This is a genomic window from Streptomyces gardneri (assembly GCF_006539185.1).
In the GTDB taxonomy this organism is placed as follows: Bacteria; Actinomycetota; Actinomycetes; order Streptomycetales; family Streptomycetaceae; genus Streptomyces; species Streptomyces gardneri.
Map to the genome: position 1 here is coordinate 76,331 of NZ_BJMN01000036.1, position 23,125 is coordinate 99,455.

Genomic DNA, 23,125 nt, shown 5'->3' on the forward strand with positions numbered 1-23,125 from the left:
GCCCCATCTTGCCTCTCGGGCCGCAGCCTGTCACTGAGGGAGTCTAAGGGAGCCGCCGCCCGCCGTTCATTGCCAGAGTCATCGCCCCAGGATGGGGAGCACCGGCTGGAGGTCGGTCCAGCGGTCGATCTCGCAGCCGTTGACGCGGGAGAACCGGGCGTCGATCTTGCGGCCCTGCCAGGTTCCGGTGACGTGCGCGACGGCGGCGCCGCCGTACACCTGGGTGCACATCGCGTCCTGCGGAACGGCCTTGAAGGGGTCCGTGCCCGCCTTCGCGTGGTCCTCCAGACGGGCGCAGGCGTCCTCGGCGGCCGGGTGTGTCCCGCCGGCCCGGTCGTCGCAGGTCAGCTCGAAGGTGCCGTCGGCGCCGGGATGGCCGCTCTCGGCGATCGTCACGGTCAGGGTGTCGGGAGGGGAGAGCAGGGGCAGCGGCGGCAGGGGGCCGAATCCGGCGGTCCCGGCGGCGGTGGTGGCGAGGGTCGCGAGGACGAGACGGCGCAGCATACGGATCTCCTGGAGCGGCTGTGTACGGATTTCGGGCCCACGGTGTCCCGCCCCTCTAACGCTCCGGACGCCGGGGCGTTGCGCAAGCGGGGTGCGCCGGGTGGACGCCACGGGCCCCGATCACGGGCCTGCGCGGCGCGGCCGGGGCGCGCAGGGCTTTGCCCTGGACCCCGGAGGCCTAGTACGGTGAGAATCGATTGGTGACAGCCGGTTCGCCTGTGTCATCATCTGCACGCACCACTCGCGTATGCGCGGGGTGCATGGAGGCGTCGCCTAGTCCGGTCTATGGCGCCGCACTGCTAATGCGGTTTGGGTCTTAAAGCCCATCGAGGGTTCAAATCCCTCCGCCTCCGCCCCTACCGAAGCCCCGGCCCCACGGCCGGGGCTTCGGCCATTCCCGGACCGTTCCGAAGGCCGTCCCCGGGACCGCTCCGAGAGTCGCCCCCGGGCCACTCACGGGGCGCATGTGACCCCGGTCTCTTTCGGCCCGTTTCCGGCCCGCGCGCCCCTGTCCGCGACCTCCGGCCGCCGACTCCCCACTCCTCCCCCGAGCGGCGTTTTCGCAGGTCACAAGGGGTGGGGTGAATGGATTTCACATGACGGCGGCAGTCATGTAATGTTCTTCCTGTCGCCGCGAGCGGGCCGAAAGGCCGGGGAGCGAAGACAGAAAACAAAACAAGCACTCGTAGCTTAACGGATAGAGCATCTGACTACGGATCAGAAGGTTGCAGGTTCGAATCCTGCCGAGTGCACACAGACAAGAGGCCCCGGACGAGAGTCCGGGGCCTCTTGCGTTGGTCTCACCCCTGCTTCGTTGGGTCGGTGCCGTGGAGTTCGGCGGCGGCCACGGCCTGTTGGACGTCGCACGCTTCCTGTTCGTCGGCCGGGGCGGCCCACAGGGGTATCAGGTCGGAGGCCGTGGGCGACGAGGCCATGCGCAGGTAGTGGCAGACGTCGTTGATGCGCAGGGCGAGGACGTACGCGCCGTGGTCGTCGGTCCGGCCGGAGGCCGCGCTCACCTCGTCCCCGGCGGTGACCACGCGCTCCTCCTCCAGGAAGTCCGCGGCGCCCTGCGGGGTGTGGGCGTATCCCTCGGTCGCCTTCGGGCGGTAGGGGTGCGCGCCGGTGGGCTGCCGGGTGAGCAGCACGCCCATCTGCGCCGCGAGGCTGCCGGGCCGGCGGTCGGTCCGTCCCGCCGGGCACGTCATGTCGGACTGCTTCACGCTGTACGCGCCGACGCCGAACGTGTAGCGGTAGCAGCGGACCGGATAGGCGGCCGCGGCGACGGCACCCTCGCTCGGTGGCACCAACCCCAACATCACCTCCGCTGTATGGGTCTTGTCGGGCGCCCGGTTCCGATCCGTGTCGGCGCTCAGCAGCACTCCGCCGTGTGCCTGGACCTGGGCGACGAGCGTGCCCTCGGTGAACTGTCCGCCGTAGGTCGCGCCCCCCGAGGAGCGACTCGTGGTCAGTTCTCCCCGCAGGGCCTCGGCGATCTCGGCGGCCTGGGCGTCGACCGCGGACGTGTCCGGAGCGGTGAACCGCTGGTAGAGCAAGGTGCCGGCCACTCCCGCGGCGACGGCCGTCAGCGCGGTCGCCGCGAACAGCAGGGGGCGCAACCCGCCGCGTCTCCGCTTCCGGTCGGAGTCGGAGCTTCCGGCCTGTCGGTCCTCCGTGATCGGCGTCGTCATGTCTTTCCCCTCCGTAGGTGTGGCGCATGGGCTCCGGCAACCGGCCCGTCCCCCAGCGTTTCCTCGGCGTCCCTTGCGTCGACGTGTCCCGAGGTCTGATGATCGTTCCTTCTCTTCATCAGTGGGGGTTTGGGACATGGCACTCTTCGGGAACGCACACGCGATCGACCCGGCGCAGGCGCAGCAGGACTTCGCGCGGCTGCTCGGCCAGGGGGAGCAGGTGCACGCCGCGTACCTCCTGATCCGCGACACGATCTTCTTCACCGACCGTCGTCTCGTGCTCGTCGACAAGCAGGGCATCACCGGCAAGAAGGTCGAGTACCACTCGATCCCGTACCGGAGCATCACGCACTTCGCCGTCGAGACCGCCGGCACCTTCGACCTCGACGCCGAGCTGAAGATCTGGATCTCGGGCAACGCCGTGCCCGTCCAGAAGACCTTCACCAAGGGTGTCGACATCTACGAAGTGCAGGCGATCCTCACGCAGTTCGTCGCCAAGTAACGGCGTGGAAAGCCCCCGGGAATCCCGGGGGCTTTCCCCTTTTTGGGTGAACCTGTCTGATTTGCATGTCAGTTGAATATGCCCTCGGCCTAGCTTGCGAGGTGGAGGTGATGATCGATGGATGCGATCGACATCGATGACATGGTGTACGTCGCCACCGGGGCGCGTCTGAGGCGGCTGACCGCGCCGGACGGGACGCACTGGTTCCCGGTCGTGGACGTGGCGAAGCGGCTCGGGTACCCCGGGACGCGGGAGGCGCTGCGGACGGTGGTGCTGCCCAAGGGGTGCCTCGCGGGGGCGGGGGAGCTCGCCGGGAGCGCCGCGATACTCGCCCTCAGCGGCGTCAGGGCCTCGGTGCGCATGGTGAGCCTTCCGGGTCTCGTCCAGCTCGTGGCCGCGTGCCGGAGGCCGGAGGCCGGGCAGTTCCGGGCGTGGGTCGCGGAGGTCGTGGCGGCGGTCCAGCGGGACGGCGGCTACGGGCTCGAACCCTCGCCGGTCCACGCCGGGTTCCTCCTGCCGCCGGACCTCCTCGACGCGCTCGTACGGCTGGAGGGCGAGTTCGACGAGCAGGCCGCCCTGTACGCCGCCTACGAGGAGCACGCCGACCGCGCGGAGCTGCTCCGTGAGACACGCGAGAACCTCGCGAGGGCCGCCGACTCCCTCGCGCGTCTCGCAGTGCCCCGGCAGCGCACCGGCGCCGTCGTCGCCGCGCTCACCCCGCAGCAGCTCGTGGAGTCCTGGGCCATCACCGGCGACACCCGCACCGTCGCCTGCTGCCTCGCGCCCGCGCTCGTGCGGGGCGGGGTCCGCTACCGGCCCCAGGACGTCACCCTCCGCACCGGACTGTCCGGCGAGCGCGTCGGCGACTGCGTCCGGATCCTCCTGGAGCGCGGCTGCATGCGCGAGGTGGGCTCCCCGGACCCCGACGGCGCCCGGATCTACGTCCTGCCCTGAGCAGGCGTGCCCCGGGCCCGCGTGCCTGAGAGTGTGGGGCCCGGGTGCCCGGTGGCGGAGACTGGACACCACAGCGGGGTAGGGAGGCGTGGGCCGGTGGAGTGGTGGTGTCGGGGGCTCGGCTGGGCCGGCGGTGTGCCCGGGCTGCGGTGGCGCGGGGGGCGCGTGAGCACCCTCGCGTACGGGCAGGAGCTCGGCTTCCGGGCCGTCGGCGTGCGGCGCTGCCCCGGCGCCCGGGGCAATCCCTGCCCCCTGGAGGCCGTCGTGTCCGGGCGGGCCACCGGTGGGCGGTGCGCCGAGTGCGCGCGGCTCGACCGGGCACACTCGGTCGCGGCGGACACCCTCCTCGACGACCCGCAGCCGTACCGCGTCTACCTGGCCTGGTTCGGGCCCGGTATGACCAAGGTCGGGATCACCGCCGAGGCCCGTGGCGAGGCCCGGCTCCTGGAGCAGGGGGCCGTCGCCTTCAGCTGGCTCGGGCGGGGGCCCCTCATGGCCGCGCGCCGGACCGAGGAGGTGCTGCGGCAGGCGCTCGGCGTGCCCGACCGGATCGCGTACGAGCGGAAGCGGGCCGTGCGGCACGTCCTGCCGGACGCCGAGGACCGCGCCCGGGAGGTCGGGGAGCTGCACCGGCGCGCGCGAGCGGTCGGGGGGTGGACGGAGACCCTGGAGCCGCTGGACTTCGTCCCCCGCGACCATGCCGGGGCCTTCCACCTCGACGGGCTGCCGCCGCTCGGCGGCACGGTCACCGAGCTCGTCGACGGCGGCGTCGTCACCGGGCGGCTGCTCGCCGCCGCCGGGCCCGATCTGCACCTGCTCGCCCCCGACGGGCGCTGCGTCGCCCTCGACACCCGGCTCATGGGGGGCTGGGCGCTCCAGGGGGCGGGGGAGGGCGCACGTTTCTCGGTGCCGGTGGCTCCCGTGGCCGTCGCGGAGCCCGAGAGCGCCCAGGGAGAGCTCTTCTGACGTTTCGTAAAGTCTTGGATCCCTTTGGTCTGTGGCCGTGGACATCCCCATCCGGCCCCAGCGAGGGTGATCACATGACCCAGAAGCTGGTGGCGGGCCTGGAACCGCCGTACTACACCGCCCTGTTCACTTCCATCCGTCCCGACGCGCCCGAGGGCTACGCCGAGACCGCCTCCCGCATGCAGGAGATCGTCAAGGAGATCCCCGGGTTCCTCGGCTACGAGGCCGCCCGCACCCCCGGCGGCATCGGCATCACCGTCGCCTACTTCCGGGACCTGGAATCCCTCGACGCCTGGCGCCTCGACACCGAACACCAGGCCGCCAAGACGTACGGGCGGGAGCACTGGTACGACAGCTACAGCGTCCACATCGGCAAGGTCGAGCGGAGCTACAGCTTTGAGCGAGAGTGACATCCCGGCGCTGATCGAGCGGCTCGGGATTCCCGGGCTCGTCGACGTGCACACGCACTTCATGCCGCAGAACGTCCTCGACAAGGTCTGGGCCTACTTCGACTCCGCCGGGCCCCTGACGGGCCTGGAGTGGCCCATCACCTACCGCGAGGAGGAGGACCGCAGGCTCGCGATCCTCCGCGGGTTCGGGGCCGTCGCCTTCACCGCGATGCTCTACCCGCACAAGCCCGGCATGGCCACCTGGCTGAACGCCTGGGCCGCCGACTTCGCCGCCCGCACCCCCGACTGCCTCCACACCGCGACCTTCTTTCCCGAGCCGGGCGCCGACACGTACGTCCGCGAGGCGCTCGACGCCGGCGCGCGGGTCTTCAAGGTCCACCTCCAGGTCGGCGGTTTCGACCCGACGGACCCGCTGCTCGACCCCGTGTGGGGAACCCTCGCCGACACCGGTACGCCCGCCGTCGTCCACTGCGGCTCCGGGCCCACCCCGGGGAAGTTCACCGGTCCCGGGCCCATGGGGCGGCTGCTCGCCCGGCACCCCCGGCTGCGGGTGATCGTCGCGCACATGGGCATGCCCGAGTACGGCGACTTCCTCACCCTGGCCGAGCGGTACGAGGGCGTGCGCCTCGACACCACCATGGCCTTCACCGACTTCAGCGAGCGGCTCGCGCCGTTCCCGACGGCGGAGTTCGGGCGGCTCGCCGACCTCGGAGACCGGATCCTCCTCGGCTCCGACTTCCCGAACATCCCCTACCCGTACGCCCACCAGCTCCACGCCCTCGAACGCCTCGGGCTCGGGGACGACTGGCTGCGGCGGGTCCTGTACGAGAACGGGGCCGCGCTGTTTCACGTGAAACCGGCCCTCTCCCTCTGAGGGGCTTTCTCAGGGAATTCACAGGGAAGGGAAAGAGGGCTCTCAGCGGCAGCGGCGAGCGTGGGCGCATGACCGTCACCACACGCCGCCCCGGCACCCGCGCCGACATGCTCCGTGCCGACGGCACCGCCGTCCGCGTCCTCGTCGTCGACGACGAGGCCTCGCTCGCCGAACTCCTCTCCATGGCCCTCCGCTACGAGGGCTGGCAGGTGCGGAGCGCCGGTGACGGCGCCGCCGCCCTGCGCTCCGTACGCGAGTTCCGGCCCGACGCCGTGATCCTCGACGTGATGCTCCCCGACGCCGACGGGCTCAGCCTGCTGGGCTCGATCCGGCGCGAGCTGCCGGACGTTCCGGTGCTCTTCCTGACCGCGAAGGACGCCGTCGAGGACCGGATCGCCGGACTCACCGCCGGCGGCGACGACTACGTCACCAAGCCCTTCAGCCTGGAGGAGGTCGTCGCCCGGCTGCGCGGCCTCATCCGCCGGTCCGGCGCGGCGCAGGCGCGCAGCGAGTCGCTGCTCGTCGTCGGGGACCTGACCCTCGACGAGGACAGCCACGAGGTCACCCGGGGCGGGGACTCGATCCACCTCACCGCGACCGAGTTCGAGCTGCTGCGGTACCTCATGCGCAACCCCCGACGGGTGCTCAGCAAGGCGCAGATCCTCGACCGCGTCTGGTCGTACGACTTCGGCGGCCAGGCCAACGTCGTCGAGCTCTACATCTCCTACCTGCGCCGGAAGCTCGACGCGGGCCGCTCCCCGATGATCCACACCCGGCGCGGGGCCGGGTACCTCATCAAGCCGGGGGAGTAGCCCCCGTGGGCGTACGAGGTCGGCGGCCGTGGTCGCTGCGCACCAGGCTGGTCGTCTCGGCGGTCGCGCTGATCGCGGTCGTCGCGGCCGTGATCGGGACGGTGACGACCATCGCCTTCCGCTCGTACCTGTACGACCAGGCCGACGAGCAGGTGCGGGCGGTGTCGATCCGGGCCGCCGGGCCGCCGGCCGGCATGTTCCCCGCGCCGCCCGACCCCGGACCGGAGAAGGACGAGCTCGCGTTCGTCCTGCGCGGTGGCACCCCGGTCGGCACGCTCGGCGCGGAACTGGTGGGCGGGGAGATCGTCTCGGCCAAGTACTCGGCGGAGGAGAAGACCGAGGACGGCGGGCTCGACGGGCCGGAGTCCCAGGACCTCGACGCGGCCCAGCGGGCCGTCCTCGCCGCCGTCCCCCGCGACAGGCAGCCGCACACCGTGGACCTGCCCGGCCTCGGCTCCTACCGGGTCGAATACGCGGAGGGCAGCCGCGGCAAATTCCTCATCGGCCTCCCGCTCACCGAGGTCGAGGACGCCCTCTCCACCCTCGTCCTCGTCGAGCTGAGCGTCACCGGCGCCGGGCTCGTCGCGGCCTCGATCGCCGGGACCGTGCTGGTCCGGGTGGCGCTGCGGCCGCTGCGGCGGGTCGCCGCCACCGCCGGCCAGGTCGTCCAGCTCCCGCTGCACAGCGGCGAGGTGGCGCTCCATCAGCGGGTCCCGGAGACGGAGGCCGATCCGCGGACCGAGGTCGGCCAGGTCGGCGCGGCCATCAACCGGATGCTCGACCACGTCCACTCGGCCCTCGACGCCCGCCAGCAGAGCGAGACCCGCGTCCGGCAGTTCGTCGCCGACGCCAGCCACGAGCTGCGCACCCCGCTCGCCTCGATCCGGGGGTACGCGGAGCTGACCCGGCGCGGGCGGGAGGAGTGCGGGCCCGACACCCGGCACGCGCTGGGCCGGATCGAGTCCGAGGCGACCCGGATGACGGGCCTGGTGGAGGACCTCCTGCTGCTCGCACGGCTCGACGCCGGACGCCCGCTCTCGTACGAGAGCACCGACGTCGTCCCCCTCGTCGTGGACGCGGTGAGCGATGCCCGGGCCGCGGGGCCCGAGCACCACTGGCGACTCGAACTTCCCACGGACCACGAGGCCGTGACCGTACGGGCCGACGGCGCCCGGCTCCAGCAGGTGCTCGTCAACCTCCTCGCCAACGCCCGTACCCACACCCCGCCCGGGACCAAGGTCACCGCCCGCGTCCGGACGGAGGCCGACGCGGTGGTCGTCGACATCGAGGACGACGGGCCCGGCATCCCGCCCGCACTCCTGCCCGCCGTCTTCGAGCGGTTCGCGCGCGGCGACGCCTCCCGCTCCCGGAACGCGGGATCCACCGGCCTCGGGCTCGCCATCGTCCGGGCGGTCGTGCTCGCGCACGGGGGCGACGTGACCGTCGAGAGCACCTCCGGCCGGACCGTCTTCACCGTCCGGCTGCCGCACGAGGCCCACTCACAGGCAGGGCACAGGCTCATCACACAGCCGTGACAGCGGCCCCGGCGAGTGTCGTCTGTATGCGAACCCCAACGATCGCGGGCCCCGCGTCCCGGACTCCCGGCGCCCTTCCCGCCCGGGAGCACCTGCCGGTGAGCGTCGCCGGAAGGCCCGTCCTGGACGTGGTGATTCCCGTCTACAACGAGGAGAAGGACCTGGAGCCGTGCGTCCGCCGGCTCCACGAACACCTCGTCCGGACCTTCCCCTACGGCTTCCGCATCACGGTCGCCGACAACGCCTCCACCGACACGACGCCCGCCGTCGCCGCGGCCCTCGCCGCCGAGGTGCCCGAGGTGCGCTCCGTACGGCTGGAGCAGAAGGGCCGCGGCCGGGCGCTGCGGACGGTCTGGTCGGGCTCGGAGGCACCCGTCCTCGCCTATATGGACGTCGACCTGTCGACCGACCTGAACGCGCTGCTCCCGCTCGTCGCGCCGCTCATCTCGGGCCACTCGGACCTGGCGATCGGCTCCCGTCTCGCCCGCTCCTCGCGGGTGGTGCGCGGGCCGAAGCGGGAGTTCATCTCGCGGGCGTACAACCTGATCCTGCGCGGCTCGCTCGCCGCCCGCTTCTCCGACGCCCAGTGCGGCTTCAAGGCGATACGGCGGGACGTCGCCGAGCGGCTCCTCCCCATGGTCGAGGACACCGGCTGGTTCTTCGACACCGAGCTGCTGGTCCTCGCCGAGCGGGCCGGACTCCGCATCCACGAGGTGCCGGTCGACTGGGTCGACGACCCCGACTCGACCGTGCACATCGTGCGGACGGCGACCGACGACCTGAAGGGCGTCCTGCGCGTCGGGCGGGCACTCGCGACCGGTTCGCTGCCGCTCGACCGCCTCGCCCGCCCCTTCGGCGACGACCCCCGGGACCGCGAGCTGAGCGGGGTGCCCGGCGGGCTCGCACGGCAGCTCGTCGGCTTCTGCGTGGTCGGCGCGCTGTCCACGCTCTTCTACCTCGCCCTGTACTCGGCCTTCCGGCTCGGCGTCGGCCCGCAGTTCGCCAACGCCGGCGCCCTGCTCGTCTCGGCCGTCGCCAACACCGCGGCCAACCGGCGCCTCACCTTCGGCGTACGGGGCCGGGACTGGGCCGTCCGCCACCAGGCGCAGGGGCTCGTGGTCTTCGCCATCGGCCTGGCCCTGACGAGCGGTTCGCTCGCCGCCCTGGGCGCGGCGACCGGCGATCCGGCGCACTCCACGGAGCTCGCTGTCCTGATCGTCGCCAACCTCGCCGCGACCGTCCTGCGCTTCCTCCTCTTCCGGCTCTGGGTCTTCCCCGAGCGGACCACCTCAAGGAACGACCGATGACCTCGACCTCCCCGGCCGCTTCACCCGGCGCGGCCCGCGCGGCCCAGGCCGCCCATGCCGCGCCGTCCCGCGGCGGCCCGCTCGCCCGGCTCCGGCGCGGGCGCCCCGAGGACGCCCCCTGGGTCCGCCCCGCCTTCCTCGGCCTGCTCGCCGTGACCACCGCGCTCTACCTCTGGAACCTGAGCGCCTCCGGCTACGCCAACTCCTTCTACTCCGCCGCCGTCCAGGCGGGCGGCGAGAGCTGGAAGGCCTTCTTCTTCGGCTCCCTCGACGCGGCCAACGCCATCACCGTCGACAAGCCCCCGGCCGCCCTCTGGCCGATGGCGCTCTCCGTCCGCCTCTTCGGCCTCGGCTCCTGGCAGATCCTCGTGCCCGAGGTGCTGATGGGCGTGGCCACGGTCGCCGTGCTCTACGCGGCCGTCCGGCGCCGGTTCGGCGCGGGCGCCGGCCTGATCGCGGGCGCGGTCCTCGCGCTGACGCCCGTCGCCGCGCTGATGTTCCGCTTCAACAACCCGGACGCGCTGCTCGCGCTGCTCATGACGGTCGCGGTGTACTGCGTGCTGCGCGCCCTGGAGCAGGACAAGGGCGCGGCGAGGTGGCTGGTCTGGGCCGGGGTGGCCTTCGGCTTCGCGTTCCTCGCGAAGACCCTCCAGGCCTTCCTGATCCTGCCGCCGCTCGCGCTCGTGTACGTGGTCTGCGCGCCCGGCGGGTTCGGGAAGCGGCTCGGCCGGCTCGCCCTCGGCGGGCTCGCGATGGTCGTCTCGGCGGGGTGGTGGGTGGCCCTGGTGGAGCTGTGGCCGGCGGCCTCCCGCCCGTACGTCGGAGGCTCGCAGACCAACAGCTTCCTGGAGCTGACCTTCGGCTACAACGGCCTCGGCCGGATCAACGGCAACGAGACCGGCAGTGTCGGCGGCGGCGGTCGCGGCGGCGGCCAGGGCGGCGGCTGGGGCGAGACCGGGATCGGCCGGATGTTCAACGACGCGGTCGGCGGTCAGATCTCCTGGCTGCTCCCGGCCGCGCTGATCCTGCTCGTCGCGGGGCTCGTCGTCACCTGGCGGGCGCCCCGGACGGACTCGGCCCGCTCGGCGTTCCTGGTGTGGGGCGGTTCGCTGCTGATCACGCTCGCCGTCTTCAGCTTCATGGCCGGCATCTTCCACGAGTACTACACGGTGGCCCTGGCTCCGTACGTCGCCGCGCTCGTCGGCATGGGCGCCGCGGTCCTCTGGGAGGAGCGCACACGGTGGCTCGCCTCGGCAGCCCTCGCGGTGACGGTGGTGTGGGGCTGGACGCTCCTCGGCCGGACGCCGGACTGGCTGCCGTGGCTGCGCTGGGCGGTCCTGATGGCGGGCGCGGTGGCCGCGCTCGGGCTGCTCTTCGCGGGGCGGATCGACCGGCGGTTCGGGCTCGCGGTGGCGGGCCTCGGCCTGGCGGCGGGGCTCGCGGGCCCGTTCGCGTACACCCTGGAGACGCTGGGCTCCGGACACCAGGGCTCGATCGTCACGGCCGGCCCGGCGGGCGGCGCGATGGGCGGCCGGGGCGGCCCGGGCGGCCCCGGCGGTGGCCGGATGTTCGAGATGGGGGCGATGCCGCAGGGCGGCCAGGGCCAGATGCAGCCCCCGGGCGGTCAGGGCGGTCAGATGATGCAACCTCCCGGCCAGGGCCAGGGCCAGGGCCAGGGCCAGGGCGCCGGCGGTCAGATGCCCGGTGGTGGCCAGATGCCCGGTGGCGGTCAGATGCCCGGCGGCGGACGGCTCGACGGTGAGCGTGGCGGCATGGGCGGCGGCGGCATGGGCGGTCTCCTCAACGGTGCGAACGTCGGCACCGAGGCCAAGGAAGCCCTGATCGAGGACGCCGACTCCTACACCTGGGCCGCCGCCACGGTCGGCGCCCAGAACGCGGCCAGCTACCAGCTCGCCACCGAGAAGCCCGTGATGGCGATCGGCGGCTTCAACGGCAGCGACCCGTCCCCGACGCTCGCGCAGTTCAAGCAGTACGTCGCCGAAGGGAAGATCCACTACTTCATCGGCAGCGGCGAGAGCAGCGGTGAAGGCGGCGGCGAGGGCGGCGGCGGCCGTATGGGCGGTGGTGGTCCCGGCGGCAACTCGGAGATCTCCACATGGGTCTCGGAGACCTTCGAGAAGGTCACGATCGGCGGCGCCACCTTCTACGACCTGACCGAGTCGAAGTAATCGCTATACGCCGTACGAGGATCCTTGTACGGTGTACGAGACCCAGTCCCGTACACCGTACAAGGAGTCCTGCCCATGACGGCGTCGACCGCCCAGGCCGCGCCCACCGGCGCCCACCCGCAGCGCTGGCTGATCCTCGGCGTCATCTGCCTGGCCCAGCTCACCGTGCTGCTCGACAACACCGTGCTCAGCGTCGCGATCCCCTCGCTGACCTCCGAGCTCCACGCGACCACCACCGACATCCAGTGGATGATCAACGCGTACTCGCTCGTCCAGTCCGGCCTCCTGCTCAGCGCGGGCAACGCCGCCGACCGCTACGGCCGCAAGAAGCTCCTCGCCGCCGGCCTCGCGCTCTTCGGCCTCGGCTCGCTCGCCGCCGGCCTCGCCGACTCCACCACCCAGCTCATCGCGGCCCGCGCGGGCATGGGCGTCGGCGGCGCGCTCCTCATGACCACCACCCTCGCCGTCGTCATGCAGATCTTCGACGACTCCGAGCGGGTCAAGGCCATCGCGCTCTGGTCCACGGTCGCCTCGCTCGGCTTCGCCGGCGGGCCGCTGATCGGCGGCGTGATCCTCAACCACTTCTGGTGGGGAATGATCTTCCTCGTCAACATCCCGGTCGCGGTCCTCGCGCTCGTCGCCGTCCTCAAGCTGGTCCCCGAGTCCAAGAACCCGCAGGGCGACCGCCCCGACCTGCTCGGCGCGCTGCTCTCCACGATCGGCATGACGGCCGTCGTGTACGCGATCATCACGGGCCCCGAGCACGGCTGGGGCTCCACCGAGGTCCTGATCCCGGCCGCCATCGGCGTCCTCGGGCTCGGCGCCTTCGCGCTGTGGGAGCTCCACACCCCGTACCCGATGCTCGACATGCACTTCTTCCGCAACCAGAAGTTCGTCGGCGCCATCGGCGGCTCGATCCTGGTCGTGTTCGGCATGGGCGGCTCGCTCTTCCTGCTCACCCAGCACCTGCAGTTCGTCCTCGGGTACGAGCCCCTGGAGGCGGGTCTGCGCATGGCGCCGCTCGCGCTGACGATCGTCGGCCTCAACCTCACCGGCATCGGACCGAAGATCGTCATGAAGCTGGGCACCCCGCCCACCGTCGTCCTCGGCATGTCCCTGGTCGCCGCCGGCCTCACCTCGATCTCGCTGCTCGGCGGCGGTACGGACGGCAGCTACTGGGGCATGCTCCTCGGCCTGGTCCTGATGGGCGGCGGCATCGCCGTCTCCTCCCCGGCCATGGCGAACGCGATCATGAGCTCCATCCCGCCGGAGAAGGCGGGCGTCGGCGCCGGTATCAACGGCACCCTCGCCGAGTTCGGCAACGGTCTCGGCGTCGCCGTCCTCGGAGCCGTGCTCAACGCCCGCTTCGCCGCCCTGGTCGCCGTCACCGCGACCTCGCTCCCGGCCGCCCTCGCCGCCGCGGGCAGCGCGGCCGAGCGCCAGGAGATCTCCGACGCCTTCGCCTCCGGCCTCCAGACCAGTCAGTTGGTCGGCGCGATCGCCGTGTTCGCCGGCGGACTGGTCGCCGCGGCCCTCCTGAGGAGGGCCGAGCGCACCGAGAAGGCACTGGCCGCCGAGCAGCCGATCGCTGCCTAGCATGGTGACGGACCGCTGACAGACGGAGGAACGCGATGGTCAAGGCAGCCGATCGGGCCAAGAACCCGGCGCGTTCCAGCGTCTGGCTGGAGGAGAGGGCCGCCCGCAGCGGGGGCGGTCCGGCCGGGCTCGACCGGGACCGGATCGTCTCCACCTCGATCCGGATGCTCGACGAGGAGGGCCTCGCCAAGCTGTCGATGCGCAAGCTCGCGACCGAGCTCGGCGTCACCGCGATGTCCCTCTACTGGTACGTGGACACCAAGGACGACATCATCGAGTTCGCCATGGACAGCGTCTACGGCGAGGTCGACCTCGCGGCCGTCGACGCCGCCGGCGACTGGCGGGAGCGGATCCGTGTGCTCGCCCTGGAGTACCGGCGGATGCTGGTCCGGCACGCGTGGATGTCGCCGAGCGCGGGCCAGTACCTGAACATCGGCCCGAAGGCCGTCGCCGTCGGGCAGAAGATCCACGAGTCGATCCGGGACACCGGCCTGTCGCTGGAGCGCCAGCCGAGCGCGATGTCGGCGGTCTTCCAGTTCGTGTACGGCTACGGGACGATCGAGTCCCAGTTCGGCCGGCGCGCGGCGGAGGCCGGGATGTCGCAGGACGAGTTCTACGTGGACGCCATCAAGGCCTTCCGGAACGACCCGGAGTTCGAGGAGCGGGCCGAGGGCATGAAGGAGCTCCTCGACGAGCGGGCCTCGCACGGCAGCGTCAGCGCCGTCTGGGACCGCGACTTCGCCTACGCGCTGGACGTCCTGGTCGCCGGCATCGAGGTCATGGTCGCCCGCGAGGCCGAGGCGGCGCGCGACACGGAGAAATGACGGAGCGGCGGGCCGTCCCCTGCCCGCCGCTCCGTACCCGACCCGGCCGCGCCTCCGCTCGAAGCGCGGCCGGGAGTCTTTTTACGCGTCGGCCTTCTCGGCCACCTTCTCGTCGGCCTTTTCCTCGGTCTTCCCGTCGGCCTCCACCGTGCTGCTCTTCAGGGCGACCTCCTTGATGAACAGGGTCACCACGAAGGCGAGCAGCGCGAACGGCGCCGAGTAGAGGAAGACGTCACCGACACCGTGTCCGTACGCGCTCTCCATGACCGTACGGATCGGGCCCGGCAGCTTGTCCATGTCCGGGATCCCGCCGCCCGAGCCGCTCTGGCCCATGGCGGCCGCGGCCTTCGGGCCGAGCTCGGCCATGCCCTCCTTGACGTAGTCCGTGACCCGGTGGGCCATGACCGCGCCCAGCGCCGAGACGCCGACCGCACCGCCGAGGGAGCGGAAGAAGGTGACGACGGAGGAGGCGGCGCCGAGGTCGGCGGGGTCCACCTGGTTCTGGGTGCAGAGCACGAGGTTCTGCATCATCATGCCGAGGCCGAGGCCGAGGACCGCCATGAAGATCGCGATGTGCCAGTACGTCGTGTCGTAGCGGATCGTGCCGAGCATCCCGAGCCCGCCGGCGGCCAGGGCGCCACCGCTGACCAGCCACGCCTTCCACTTGCCGGTCTTCGTGATGATCAGGCCGGAGACGGTGGAGGAGACGAACAGACCCGCGATCATCGGGATGGTGAGGACGCCGGACATCGTCGGCGACTCGTTCCGCGCCAGCTGGAAGTACTGGCTGAAGAAGACCGTTCCGGCGAACATCGCGACGCCCACGAAGAGCGAGGCGAGCGAGGCCAGGGTGATCGTGCGGTTGCGGAAGAGGCGGAGCGGGATGATCGGCTCGCTCGCCTTCGACTCGACGAGGACGAAGATCCCGCCGAGCGCGATCGAACCGAGCACCATGGCGGCGGTCTGCCAGGACATCCAGTCGTACTTGTCGCCCGCGAAGGTGACCCAGACGAGGAGCAGGGAGACGGCCGCGCTGATGAAGAAGGCGCCCGCCCAGTCGACCTTGACCTGGCGCTTCACGACCGGGAGGTTCAGGGTCTTCTGCAGGACGATCAGCGCGATGATCGCGAAGGGCACGCCCACGTAGAAGCACCAGCGCCAGCCGAGCCAGTCGGTGTCGGTGATGACGCCGCCGAGCAGCGGGCCGCCGACGGTGGCGACAGCGAAGGTCGCGCCGAGGTAGCCGCTGTAGCGCCCGCGCTCACGCGGGGCGATCATCGCGGCCAGGATGATCTGCGAGAGGGCGGTCAGACCGCCGACGCCGATGCCCTGGACGACACGGCAGGCGATGAGCATGCCGGTGCTCTGCGAGAGGCCGGCGACGACCGAGCCCGCGACGTAGATGACCAGGGCTATCTGGACGAGCAGCTTCTTGGAGAAGAGGTCGGCCAGCTTGCCCCAGAGCGGGGTCGTCGCGGTCATCGCCAGGAGGGCGGCCGTGACCACCCAGGTGTAGGCGGACTGGCCGCCGCCCAGGTCGGTGATGATCTGCGGGAGGGCGTTGGAGACGATCGTCGAGGACAGGATGGCGACGAACATGCCGAGCAGCAGGCCGGAGAGCGCCTCCATGATCTGCCGGTGCGTCATCGGGGCGCCGGTGGTGGTGGTGTCCCCCGGTCGGGCACTCCCGCCGCGCACACCGGTGGCAGGTGTGGTGGTTGCCATCAACTTCCTTCGTTCTCAAGCGTGGTGGGCCCGGCAGTCCCCGAAGGAGTCGCGGAGGCGGGCGAGCAGGTCGGTGAGCAGTTCGACGTCGTCGTCGGACCACTCGGCGAGGGTGCGGGCGAGCATGTCCGTCAGCCGTCGGTCGAGGACGGCGAGCATGGACTCGCCCGCGGGGGTCAGGTGCAGGATGCGGGAGCGCTTGTCGGCGGGGTCGGGCAGTCGCTCGACCCAGCCGCGGTCCACGGTGTGGGCCACGTGGCGGCTGCTGACCGACATGTCGACGGCCATCAGTTCGGACACGCGGCCGATCCGCATGTCCCCGTGGTGGTGGAGCAGGGCGAGGACGATGGCGGACCCGCCGGGGCATTCGGCGGGCAGGGTACGCGCGAGTCCGCGCTTCACCGCTCCGATCGCACTCACCTGGCGGGCGAGGTTCTCGTAGCGCTTGCCTCTGTCCATCGGACCCATCGGACACTCCATGGATGTTGTTGCTTAGGGCAACGATAGAGATGGATGGTTGCTTCAGGCAAACTAAATCGGTCAAACGGCGCTAAAGAATCGGCAAAGGGCGGCCGGGGCCGAGGGGGAGGGTGACGGGCTTGGGCCGCCCACCCGGACTTCGCTAGGGTCCTGGCTCATGGCACACAACCCCCAAGCACCGTACGGCCAGGGCCCTCAGGGTTACGGCCCCCAGGGCTACGGCCCCCAGAACCCTCAGGGCTACGCCGCCCCCCAGGGCCAGGCCCCCGAGGGCGCCTACGACCCCGCCGGCAGCACGCAGATGTTCCGCGCCTTCGTCGACGAGGCTCCGCAGCAGCGCCAGCCGCAGACCGCGGCCCCCGCCTCGGCCGGGCCGCGCGTCGGCCTGATCGTCGGCGTCGTCGCGGTGATCGCCGTCCTGGCGGCCGTCGCCTGGCTCGCCCTGGGCTGACGCTCGCCCTGGGCTGACGCTCGCCCCGGGCTGACGGATCGCCCCGAGCTGACCGCTCGTCCCGGGCGGGCCGTTCCGCCTCGGGTCGACCGCTCGTCCGGGCGGGCCGGTTCCGTCCTGGGTCGACCGCTCGCCCCGGGCCGGCCGCTCGTCCCCTCCGCACGTTCCGGTGGGCCGGGTCCGCATCACGCGGACCCGGCCCACCTCTGCTTTCAGCGCGTCTCTCTGTCCAGGGCGGGGGCGAGCACCGCGAAGGCCCGGCCGATGAGGACCGTCGGATCCTCGGCCTCCTCCCCGTCGCCGCTCCAGTGGTGGAGCACCGTGTCGAACGCGGCGACGGCCATGCCCGCCGCGAGCCGCGGATAGAGCTCGGCCTCGGGGTCGAGCCCCAGACGTGCACCCAGCTCCTCCGTCAGCTCCTCCCGCCAGCGCGCCTCGTGCTCCAGGAAGCGGGCGAGCAGCGCGGGCGTCCGCAGGATCAGCCGGACCACCGGCAGTGCCCGCTCGGCGTGGTCGCCGCAGAGGGACAGGGGTACGGAGACGGCGTGCAGCTGCGCCTCGGAGGGGCGCTCGCCGGCGGGCCGCGCCGCGAGCTCCGCGCGCATGTCGGCGCCCATGTCGGCCAGGAACTGGACGACCACGTCCTCCTTGGACGCGAAGTACCGGAAGAACGTGCGCTTGGAGACCCCGGCGGTGGTCGCGATCTCGTCGACGGTGACCGCGTCGAGGGCCACGAGGTCGCCGAGGGCCTCGCGGCGAGCGGCGTGGGACCGGACCTGCTCGACGTGCGGCGGCTCGACCTCGCCGACCTCGAATCCGTACGCGCCTTCGCGGCCGGGATGCGCGAGGAACACCGGCACCTGGACGTGCTCGTCAACAACGCCGGCGTCATGGCGCCGCCCCGCACCCTGAGCGCCCAGGGCCACGAGCTCCAGTTCGCCACGAACCACCTCGGCCACTTCGCGCTCACCGGGCTGCTCCTCGACCTGCTCGCCGCGGGCCGGGACCCCCGGGTGGTCACCGTCAGCTCGATCAACCACCGGCAGGGCAGCCTCCGCTTCGAGGACCTCGGCGGTGAGCGCGACTACGCGCCCATGGCCTTCTACAACCAGTCGAAGCTTGCCAACGCGGTCTTCGGCCAGGAGCTCCACCGCCGCCTGACCGCGTCCGCCAGCCCGGTCCGAGCCGTCCTCGCCCACCCCGGCTACACCGCCACCAGCCTCCAGACCCGGGACACCCGTGGTCTGACGCGGCTGTTCTTCGGGCGCATCGGCAACCCGCTGATCGCCCAGTCCCCGGAGCGGGGCGCGCTGTCCCAGTTGTACGCGGCCACCGACCCGACCGTGGTGGGCGGCGAGTTCATCGGTCCGGACGGACCGGCCGAACTGCGGGGTGCGCCGACGCGCGTACGGCTCTCCGACGCGGCGGCCGACGCCGGCACGGGGCGTCGGCTGTGGGAGGTGTCGGAGGGCCTGACCGGGGTGAGCTTCCCGGTCACTGCCAGCTGACGGTGACCCGCTGGGTGTCGATCCGCATGCCCAGCGGCACCCGCCAGGACTCCACGCACACGGTGTACGTCTGCGTCCGTGCCGTCTCCGCGGCGATCGGCGCGGGCAGGGGCTGGCTGGAGGTGATCGTCGCCCAGTCGACGCCGAGGGCGCCGATGATGTGCGTGGCGAAGGTGACCGTGCCCGAACGGGCCGCCGTGCCACCGGTGTTGCGGAAGGTGACGGTCACCCGCTCGCACCAGCGCCGGTCGCCGTCGGCGAGGGCGGGCGCGGAGACGGTCAGCGAGGCGGGTGCGGGCGTCGTCGCGGGGGGCGTGGGGGAGGGCGTCGGGGCCGGAGTCGCGGGCGGGCCGGACGACGGGCGGGGGCCGCCGGTGCCGGGTGCGGGCCCGGGGGCGGTGGTGGGGGTACGGGGAGGGGCGCCGTCGCCGGAGCCCGGGGCCGTACCGGAGGTGGGGGCGGAGGAACCGGTGCCGGTGCCGGGGCGCGGGCCGGTGCCGCCGGGCTCGGAGGCCGCCGGGGCCGTACCCGGCCTCGTACCGGAAGAGCCTGCACCGGAGGAGCCCGTACCGGAGGAGTCCGGGCCGCCTGGTGTGTCCGAGGAGCCCGACAGCGGGGGCGTGGCGGAGAGCCCCGCGCCCGAAGGTGACGGGGTCGGTGCCGGTGACGAGGTGCTGGAGGTCGTCCCGCTCGCCGAGGGGTCGTCCAGGGGGACCAGGGTGACCGCGCCCGAGGGGGTGACCGCGCCTCTGGGAGAGGGGCCGGCGCCGACCGCCGCGTACCCCTCGCCGTCTCCTCCGCCACCGCAGGCGGTCAGCGCTCCGCCGAGGCAGAGCGCCACCGCCACGAGTCCCGGTCGCGGTACCGGTCCCGGCTTCCTTCGCCTCATGGGCCCAGTGTGTCTGACGGACCGTCAATAAAGCGGGTTTTCAGGAAAGTCCGGGGCCGGATCCGGGGTTCAGTCGGAGATGAGGCCCTCGCGCAGCTGGGCGAGGGTGCGGGTGAGCAGCCGCGAGACGTGCATCTGGGAGATGCCGACCTCCTCGCCGATCTGCGACTGGGTCATGTTGGCGAAGAAGCGCAGCATGATGATCTGCCGCTCCCTGGGCGGCAGTTTGGCGAGCAGCGGCTTGAGCGACTCGCGGTACTCGACGCCTTCGAGGGCGGTGTCCTCGTAGCCCAGGCGGTCGGCCAGCGAGCCCTCGCCGCCGTCGTCCTCGGGCGAGGGGGAGTCGAGGGACGAGGCCGTGTAGGCGTTGCCGACGGCGAGGCCGTCGACGACGTCCTCCTCCGACACCCCGAGCACCGCGGCGAGTTCGGGCACGGTGGGGGAGCGGTCGAGCTTCTGCGCGAGCTCGTCGCTGGCCTTGGTGAGGGCGAGCCGCAGCTCCTGGAGCCGGCGCGGCACGCGCACCGACCACGAGGTGTCGCGGAAGAAGCGCTTGATCTCGCCGACGACCGTCGGCATGGCGAACGTCGGGAACTCCACGCCGCGTTCGCAGTCGAAGCGGTCGATCGCCTTGATCAGGCCGATGGTGCCGACCTGGACGATGTCCTCCATCGGCTCGTTGCGGGAGCGGAAGCGGGCCGCCGCGTACCGCACGAGGGGGAGGTTGAGCTCGATGAGGGTGTCGCGGACGTAGGTCCGCTCCGGGCTGTCGGTGGCGGCGCCTTCGTTGTCGAGGGCGCGCAGCCGCAGGAACAGGGAGCGCGAGAGGGTGCGGGTGTCGAGGGCGCCGGACGTGGCGGGCAGCGGCGGAGCCGTGGTCGCCACGCTGTCGACGACGCTCCCCGCGGCGCTGTCCGCGGTGCTCACCGCGGAGCTTTCGGCCGCGGTCGGAGCCGTCGTCTGCGTGGGCACGGGAACGGGCGTGAGCGTGAGCACCTTCGAGCTGCCCAGTTCTGTGGACATGCCACCCCCTTGAGGTCGCGGACGGTCGCGGTGGCCGCGACCATCTGAGGAACGCAGCCTCCACCTGAATACCGGCGGCGGGGCTGCGGCAAACTCGGTTCCAGCAGAATGTCACATGTCGGCAACACGCTGTAGTGACTTGTCGACAAGCAGACGGTGCATTTCCGCAGGAAACAAGGGGTGTACGGCATTTGGGGCGCCGCAGAACTGCTCCGAACCGGTCTACCCGTTCCGGTTACGCCTCGATTCTGTTTGCGGATCTCAAACGCGCGAAGCTGCGGGCGAGGAGCCTTGACACATGCATCTGCGAGACGCCGAGTTCCTGGCTGATCTGTGACTGGGTCAGATTGCTGTAGTAGCGCAGCATCAGGATCCGCTGCTCGCGTTCGGGCAGCTGGACGAGCAGATGCCGGACGAGATCCCGGTGCTCCACGCCGGCGAGCGCGGGGTCCTCGTAGCCGAGCCGGTCGAGCAGTCCGGGCAGCCCGTCGCCCTCCTGTGCGGCCTCCAGGGAGGTCGCGTGGTACGACCGTCCGGCCTCGATGCAGGCGAGCACCTCGTCCTCGCCGATCCGCAGCCGCTCGGCGATCTCCGCGGTCGTGGGGGAGCGGCCGTGGGCGGTCGTCAGGTCCTCCGTGGCGCCGTTCACCTGGACCCACAGCTCGTGCAGCCTGCGCGGCACGTGCACGGTCCGGACGTTGTCGCGGAAGTACCGCTTGATCTCGCCGACGACCGTCGGCATGGCGAAGGTCGGGAACTGCACGCCCCGGTCGGGGTCGAAGCGGTCGATGGCGTTGATCAGGCCGATGGTGCCGACCTGGACGACGTCCTCCATCGGCTCGTTGCGGGAGCGGAAGCGGGCCGCCGCGTACCGCACGAGCGGCAGGTTGGCCTCGATGAGGGCCCCGCGCACCCGGTGGTGCTCGGGAGTGCCCGGTTCCAGGTGCTTGAGCTGCCCGAAGAGCACCTGCGTGAGGGCGCGGGTGTCGGCGCCGCGGGTGCTCTGGGGGCGGGGCCGCGGGGTCTCCGCCCCACCTGCCTCGTGCTGGGGCGGGACCTGAGGCGCTGTACTGGCCGGCACGTTCACGCCACCCCTTTGGCTGGTCTTGCTGGTCGACTGGGTCAACAACGGTCAACTCATCCGTCAAAAGCGGTCATAGCATCACAAGACATGTCCACTGTGTGCAAGCACCGTATAGCCACGTGTTGAGGGCATGTTGGAGCAAAAAGGGGAGGCCAGAAACCCACGAGGCCCCCCGCCATGACGGCGGGGGGCCTCGACGGAGGTGTGGCTAGAACGCGTAGTCCGCGATCACCCAGGTGGCGAACTCGCGCCACTGGGCGACACCCGCCTGGTGCGCGGGGTGCTCCAGGTAGCGCTGGAGGGCGTCCTTGTCCTCGACGGCGGAGTTGATCGCGAAGTCGTACGCGATCGGCCGGTCGGTGATGTTCCAGTCGCACTCCCAGAACCTCAGCTCCGGGATCTGCTCACCGAGAGCGCGGAAGGCCTCGACGCCGGCGACGACGCGCGGCTCGTCGCGCTCGACTCCCTCGTTGAGCTTGAAGAGGACCAGATGGCGGATCACGAAGGGCTCCTAGTTGATGAGTTCGGTCATGAACTCGCCGACACCCTGGGCGGCGCTGGAAATGCCCTCGAACCCTACCTGGACGAGATCGGCCGCTCTGGAAGGGGACGTGACGATCGTGTACAGCACAAAGACCACGACCGCGTACAGCGCGACCTTCTTCGCTTGCACCACTGCTCAGCCCTCCCCTGTCCCCCGCCGTACGACCGCGCCACTCTAACCGAGCCTTTATGGACCAAGGGCCCGGAGATCGAGGCCTTTTGCCGCCCCCCGGAAGAGTGACGGCCGAGCAGTATGGATGTCGAGCCCGGAGGATCTGGCAGGAATCCGAAGGGCTTGTCGGAACCGGCCCGCACTGCGGGGTCCGCGCCGCGAGCTTCCCCCTGACCGCGGCGCAGGACTTGTAGGACCGGTTCTCATCGGGGGGAGCGGCTTGTCCCCCCGATGCCGTTCCCCCCGTCCTACGGAGAAGGCCCCGGCCGCGCCACGAGCGCCGCCGGGGCCTTTCCCGTACGAGGCCACCAGAGGCCCGGAGATACGCCGAAGGGCCCGGTGCTGATGCACCAGGCCCTTCGATCGAAGCGGTAGCGGAGGGATTTGAACCCTCGGTGAGTTTCCCCACACTCGCTTTCGAGGCGAGCTCCTTCGGCCGCTCGGACACGCTACCGAGAGAGAGCTTAGCCGAAGTTGGCGCTGCGATGAAATCCGTATCCCCGACGAGGTCAGCGGGGGTGTCAGCGGGTGCGGAAGAAGGCCGTCAGCTGCTCCGCGCACTCGTCGCCGAGCACGCCGTGGATCACCTCGGGCCGGTGGTTGAGCCGCCGGTCCCGTACGAGGTCCCAGAGCGAGCCCGCCGCGCCCGCCTTCTCGTCGAGCGCGCCGAACACCACCCGCTCGACGCGCGACTGGACGAGGGCGCCCGCGCACATGACGCAGGGCTCCAGGGTCACGACGAGCGTGCAGCCCGTCAGGCGCCACTCCCCGGTCACCGCGGCCGCCCGCCGCAGGGCGAGGACCTCGGCGTGCGCGGTCGGGTCGCCGGCCGCCTCCCGCTCGTTGTGCGCGCGGGCGAGGACCGTGCCGTCCGGGCCGAGCACGACCGCGCCGACCGGTACGTCACCGGCGGGCGCGGCCGCGTCGGCCTCGGCGAGAGCGAGCCGCATGGCGGCCCGCCAGGGATCCCGTACGGGATCGGGTCCGTGATCGCGTACGGGATCACGCACGCGATCGTGATCGCGTACGGATTCGGGTTCGGGTTCGGATGCGGTCGGAGGATCGGGTGCGGGTACGGCGTGCGGC

The 23,125-nt window shown here is 71.8% G+C and carries 23 protein-coding genes, 3 tRNA genes and 1 pseudogene; 15 read left to right on the forward strand and 12 right to left on the reverse strand.

From position 1 onward, the window contains the following. Positions 1–78: 78 nt before the first annotated feature. Positions 79–504, reverse strand: a complete 426-nt coding sequence (locus tag SGA01_RS26710) for an SSI family serine proteinase inhibitor (protein ID WP_141299170.1) — start codon at positions 502–504, stop codon at positions 79–81. Positions 505–766: 262 nt separating this feature from the next. Between SGA01_RS26710 and SGA01_RS26715 the strand changes: the two genes are divergently transcribed. Together SGA01_RS26715 and SGA01_RS26720 are read left to right on the forward strand one after the other, a co-directional pair. Further along, positions 767–857 (forward strand) — tRNA-Ser (locus tag SGA01_RS26715). Between the two features lie 326 nt (positions 858–1,183). Further along, positions 1,184–1,256 (forward strand) — tRNA-Arg (locus SGA01_RS26720). A gap of 48 nt (positions 1,257–1,304) precedes the next feature. On the opposite strand, the gene SGA01_RS26725 is transcribed toward SGA01_RS26720, so the two are convergent. Further along, entirely contained in the window at positions 1,305–2,195 is an 891-nt protein-coding gene (locus tag SGA01_RS26725; protein WP_141299172.1) for a hypothetical protein, read from the reverse strand. A gap of 136 nt (positions 2,196–2,331) precedes the next feature. Between SGA01_RS26725 and SGA01_RS26730 the strand changes: the two genes are divergently transcribed. The 11 genes from SGA01_RS26730 (at position 2,332) to SGA01_RS26780 (ending at position 14,164) form a co-directional block, all read left to right on the forward strand. Continuing rightward, on the forward strand, positions 2,332–2,697 hold the full coding sequence (locus SGA01_RS26730) for a PH domain-containing protein (RefSeq protein ID WP_024756150.1): 366 nt from the start codon (positions 2,332–2,334) through the stop codon (positions 2,695–2,697). Between the two features lie 117 nt (positions 2,698–2,814). Then, positions 2,815–3,651: a BRO family protein gene (locus SGA01_RS26735; RefSeq protein WP_141299174.1), complete on the forward strand. Its 837-nt coding sequence runs from the start codon at positions 2,815–2,817 to the stop codon at positions 3,649–3,651. Positions 3,652–3,747: 96 nt separating this feature from the next. Then, a complete protein-coding gene (locus SGA01_RS26740; protein WP_141299176.1) occupies positions 3,748–4,617 on the forward strand; it encodes a DUF2797 domain-containing protein in 870 nt (289 codons plus the stop codon). A gap of 74 nt (positions 4,618–4,691) precedes the next feature. Beyond that, complete coding sequence (locus SGA01_RS26745; RefSeq protein ID WP_141299178.1) at positions 4,692–5,027, forward strand: antibiotic biosynthesis monooxygenase family protein; 336 nt, start codon at positions 4,692–4,694, stop codon at positions 5,025–5,027. Then, positions 5,014–5,901 carry an amidohydrolase family protein gene (locus tag SGA01_RS26750; protein ID WP_141299180.1) on the forward strand — a complete coding sequence of 296 codons (888 nt, stop codon included), beginning with the start codon at positions 5,014–5,016 and terminating at the stop codon, positions 5,899–5,901. The genes SGA01_RS26745 and SGA01_RS26750 overlap by 14 nt, the downstream gene beginning before the upstream one ends. A 68-nt stretch (positions 5,902–5,969) precedes the next feature. After that, entirely contained in the window at positions 5,970–6,713 is a 744-nt protein-coding gene (locus SGA01_RS26755) for a response regulator transcription factor (RefSeq protein ID WP_141299182.1), read from the forward strand. 5 nt (positions 6,714–6,718) lie between these two features. Then, positions 6,719–8,248, forward strand: a complete 1,530-nt coding sequence (locus SGA01_RS26760) for a sensor histidine kinase (RefSeq protein WP_141299184.1) — start codon at positions 6,719–6,721, stop codon at positions 8,246–8,248. 26 nt (positions 8,249–8,274) lie between these two features. After that, the gene (locus SGA01_RS26765; RefSeq protein ID WP_229918121.1) at positions 8,275–9,555 is read left to right on the forward strand and encodes a bifunctional glycosyltransferase family 2/GtrA family protein; all 1,281 of its coding nucleotides are present in this window, start codon (positions 8,275–8,277) and stop codon (positions 9,553–9,555) included. Beyond that, positions 9,552–11,744: an ArnT family glycosyltransferase gene (locus SGA01_RS26770; RefSeq protein WP_141299188.1), complete on the forward strand. Its 2,193-nt coding sequence runs from the start codon at positions 9,552–9,554 to the stop codon at positions 11,742–11,744. The genes SGA01_RS26765 and SGA01_RS26770 overlap by 4 nt, the downstream gene beginning before the upstream one ends. A 75-nt stretch (positions 11,745–11,819) precedes the next feature. Next, on the forward strand, positions 11,820–13,340 hold the full coding sequence (locus SGA01_RS26775; RefSeq protein ID WP_141299190.1) for an MFS transporter: 1,521 nt from the start codon (positions 11,820–11,822) through the stop codon (positions 13,338–13,340). Positions 13,341–13,375: 35 nt separating this feature from the next. Then, entirely contained in the window at positions 13,376–14,164 is a 789-nt protein-coding gene (locus SGA01_RS26780) for a TetR/AcrR family transcriptional regulator C-terminal domain-containing protein (RefSeq protein WP_141299192.1), read from the forward strand. A 153-nt stretch (positions 14,165–14,317) separates the two neighbouring features. On the opposite strand, the pseudogene SGA01_RS26785 reads toward SGA01_RS26780, so the two are convergent. Together SGA01_RS26785 and SGA01_RS26790 are read right to left on the reverse strand one after the other, a co-directional pair. Continuing rightward, a pseudogene (locus SGA01_RS26785) lies at positions 14,318–15,811 on the reverse strand (MDR family MFS transporter); the annotation flags it as partial. Between the two features lie 93 nt (positions 15,812–15,904). Beyond that, positions 15,905–16,348, reverse strand: a complete 444-nt coding sequence (locus SGA01_RS26790; protein ID WP_141299196.1) for a MarR family winged helix-turn-helix transcriptional regulator — start codon at positions 16,346–16,348, stop codon at positions 15,905–15,907. Positions 16,349–16,526: 178 nt separating this feature from the next. Between SGA01_RS26790 and SGA01_RS26795 the strand changes: the two genes are divergently transcribed. Next, positions 16,527–16,820 (forward strand): hypothetical protein, encoded by a 294-nt coding sequence (locus tag SGA01_RS26795; protein WP_141299198.1) that lies wholly within the window; start codon positions 16,527–16,529, stop codon positions 16,818–16,820. Between the two features lie 212 nt (positions 16,821–17,032). Here SGA01_RS26795 and SGA01_RS26800 read toward each other — a convergent pair whose 3' ends face one another. Then, complete coding sequence (locus tag SGA01_RS26800; RefSeq protein WP_229918119.1) at positions 17,033–17,674, reverse strand: acyl-CoA-like ligand-binding transcription factor; 642 nt, start codon at positions 17,672–17,674, stop codon at positions 17,033–17,035. Here SGA01_RS26800 and SGA01_RS26805 point away from each other — a divergent pair. After that, positions 17,606–18,328 carry an oxidoreductase gene (locus SGA01_RS26805; RefSeq protein ID WP_371866168.1) on the forward strand — a complete coding sequence of 241 codons (723 nt, stop codon included), beginning with the start codon at positions 17,606–17,608 and terminating at the stop codon, positions 18,326–18,328. The two genes, SGA01_RS26800 and SGA01_RS26805, sit on opposite strands and share 69 nt — an antisense overlap. Here the strand turns inward: SGA01_RS26805 and SGA01_RS26810 are convergent. From SGA01_RS26810 to tadA, 7 genes are all read right to left on the reverse strand, one after another. Then, on the reverse strand, positions 18,315–19,217 hold the full coding sequence (locus SGA01_RS26810) for a hypothetical protein (RefSeq protein ID WP_167534186.1): 903 nt from the start codon (positions 19,215–19,217) through the stop codon (positions 18,315–18,317). The two genes, SGA01_RS26805 and SGA01_RS26810, sit on opposite strands and share 14 nt — an antisense overlap. Positions 19,218–19,286: 69 nt before the next feature. Further along, positions 19,287–20,240 (reverse strand): RNA polymerase sigma factor SigF, encoded by a 954-nt coding sequence (locus tag SGA01_RS26815; protein WP_141299200.1) that lies wholly within the window; start codon positions 20,238–20,240, stop codon positions 19,287–19,289. 235 nt (positions 20,241–20,475) lie between these two features. Next, a complete protein-coding gene (locus SGA01_RS26820; RefSeq protein WP_055646141.1) occupies positions 20,476–21,321 on the reverse strand; it encodes an RNA polymerase sigma factor SigF in 846 nt (281 codons plus the stop codon). A gap of 211 nt (positions 21,322–21,532) precedes the next feature. After that, positions 21,533–21,826 carry a Dabb family protein gene (locus tag SGA01_RS26825; RefSeq protein ID WP_055642352.1) on the reverse strand — a complete coding sequence of 98 codons (294 nt, stop codon included), beginning with the start codon at positions 21,824–21,826 and terminating at the stop codon, positions 21,533–21,535. A 9-nt stretch (positions 21,827–21,835) separates the two neighbouring features. After that, positions 21,836–22,000 (reverse strand): hypothetical protein, encoded by a 165-nt coding sequence (locus SGA01_RS41195; RefSeq protein ID WP_167534187.1) that lies wholly within the window; start codon positions 21,998–22,000, stop codon positions 21,836–21,838. A gap of 408 nt (positions 22,001–22,408) precedes the next feature. Beyond that, positions 22,409–22,493: transfer RNA gene (locus tag SGA01_RS26830), tRNA-Ser, on the reverse strand. A 67-nt stretch (positions 22,494–22,560) separates the two neighbouring features. Next, the gene (gene tadA / locus SGA01_RS26835; RefSeq protein WP_229918145.1) at positions 22,561–22,989 is read right to left on the reverse strand and encodes a tRNA adenosine(34) deaminase TadA; all 429 of its coding nucleotides are present in this window, start codon (positions 22,987–22,989) and stop codon (positions 22,561–22,563) included. Between the last annotated feature and the right edge of the window lie 136 nt (positions 22,990–23,125).

Coding starts and splice junctions, on each gene's coding strand:
- SGA01_RS26710 (WP_141299170.1), bottom strand. CDS start 504: ATGCTGCGCCGTCTCGTCCTCGCGACCCTCGCCACCACCGCCGCCGGG.
- SGA01_RS26725 (WP_141299172.1), bottom strand. CDS start 2,195: ATGACGACGCCGATCACGGAGGACCGACAGGCCGGAAGCTCCGACTCC.
- SGA01_RS26730 (WP_024756150.1), top strand. CDS start 2,332: ATGGCACTCTTCGGGAACGCACACGCGATCGACCCGGCGCAGGCGCAG.
- SGA01_RS26735 (WP_141299174.1), top strand. CDS start 2,815: ATGGATGCGATCGACATCGATGACATGGTGTACGTCGCCACCGGGGCG.
- SGA01_RS26745 (WP_141299178.1), top strand. CDS start 4,692: ATGACCCAGAAGCTGGTGGCGGGCCTGGAACCGCCGTACTACACCGCC.
- SGA01_RS26755 (WP_141299182.1), top strand. CDS start 5,970: ATGACCGTCACCACACGCCGCCCCGGCACCCGCGCCGACATGCTCCGT.
- SGA01_RS26765 (WP_229918121.1), top strand. CDS start 8,275: ATGCGAACCCCAACGATCGCGGGCCCCGCGTCCCGGACTCCCGGCGCC.
- SGA01_RS26770 (WP_141299188.1), top strand. CDS start 9,552: ATGACCTCGACCTCCCCGGCCGCTTCACCCGGCGCGGCCCGCGCGGCC.
- SGA01_RS26775 (WP_141299190.1), top strand. CDS start 11,820: ATGACGGCGTCGACCGCCCAGGCCGCGCCCACCGGCGCCCACCCGCAG.
- SGA01_RS26780 (WP_141299192.1), top strand. CDS start 13,376: ATGGTCAAGGCAGCCGATCGGGCCAAGAACCCGGCGCGTTCCAGCGTC.
- SGA01_RS26790 (WP_141299196.1), bottom strand. CDS start 16,348: ATGGACAGAGGCAAGCGCTACGAGAACCTCGCCCGCCAGGTGAGTGCG.
- SGA01_RS26795 (WP_141299198.1), top strand. CDS start 16,527: ATGGCACACAACCCCCAAGCACCGTACGGCCAGGGCCCTCAGGGTTAC.
- SGA01_RS26810 (WP_167534186.1), bottom strand. CDS start 19,217: ATGAGGCGAAGGAAGCCGGGACCGGTACCGCGACCGGGACTCGTGGCG.
- SGA01_RS26815 (WP_141299200.1), bottom strand. CDS start 20,240: ATGTCCACAGAACTGGGCAGCTCGAAGGTGCTCACGCTCACGCCCGTT.
- tadA (WP_229918145.1), bottom strand. CDS start 22,989: ATGCGGCTCGCTCTCGCCGAGGCCGACGCGGCCGCGCCCGCCGGTGAC.